Below are 982 nucleotides of genomic sequence, written 5' to 3' on the forward strand. Positions count from 1 at the left end.
GTCGCCCTGCGGCCACATGGAACTGGAACAGACAATGGCAGGGGGCCAGCGCCATGTCGGGCAGGTCGGCCACGTTCCAGGCACTGACGATATGCCGGCGGGAATCTGGATCACGGCGGATCTGCTCGATCACCTGCGCGAGTTGATCAATTGAACGTCCATCGGGGGAGGGCCAGGCGCGCCACTGTTTACCGTAGATCGGGCCAAGCTCGCCGCGAGGAACCAAAGCTCTCCTGAATAATCCATCGATAGGAGCCGCGATAGAAAACTCCCACCCCTTAAATTTTTTATTGGGGCCTTTTAACGTGTCAGGCACACAATCTGTAACGAACCTATGCAAGGTAGATGACTTTATACCAAGCGCAACCTCTGCCTTAGCGTACCCATCTACAACGAACTCCTCTCCATCGGGGGACTTTATGTATAACCAATCGCAGTTGATATTCTCGTCCTTTGGGAGCCATACACATGTATCGGGGCCATACTGGTTAGCACCAAAGTAGTCTTTATCCAACTCAAAATCATTCCAGTTGGCTAGTTTGTAGTCCCAGTGTGGTAGTGTCTTAACGTCGGATATGTAGTTAGCCACATCATGCCAGTGTGATGCTACAGTAACCCCTTTAGCCCCATAAAATCTGAAATTATGCGCAGATGGATCATAGCATCTGTACATCATCCTAGTCCACGCACTAGCTAACTTACCGTCCACGGATTCCCTAGAGGCATTTGCTCCGCGTATACTGAAGTCGCCATTATAGGGCGCAGGCGCTTTATCTATCCTAGGCACTTTTACGATTGGACGCTCTTTTGGCCACGGGGCAAGCCACTCGTTCCAGATAGTGACACCGTTGTCATTCAGGTACTTCACATTCGTGTCGCCCCGGATGAACCACAGCAGTTCATGCACGACGGATTTAAAGTGCACCTTCTTCGTGGTCACCAGCGGGAAACCTTCACGAAGATCAAAGCGCATCTGCGCGCC

General features: G+C 51.6%; 1 protein-coding gene. It reads right to left on the reverse strand.

The features are described from left to right. A partial coding sequence (gene thyA, locus E4680_RS13905) for a thymidylate synthase (protein WP_135283026.1) occupies positions 1 to 982 on the reverse strand: 982 nt, incomplete at both ends.

It is taken from the genome of Candidatus Macondimonas diazotrophica (assembly GCF_004684205.1).
GTDB classification, from domain to species: Bacteria; Pseudomonadota; Gammaproteobacteria; order UBA5335; family UBA5335; genus Macondimonas; species Macondimonas diazotrophica.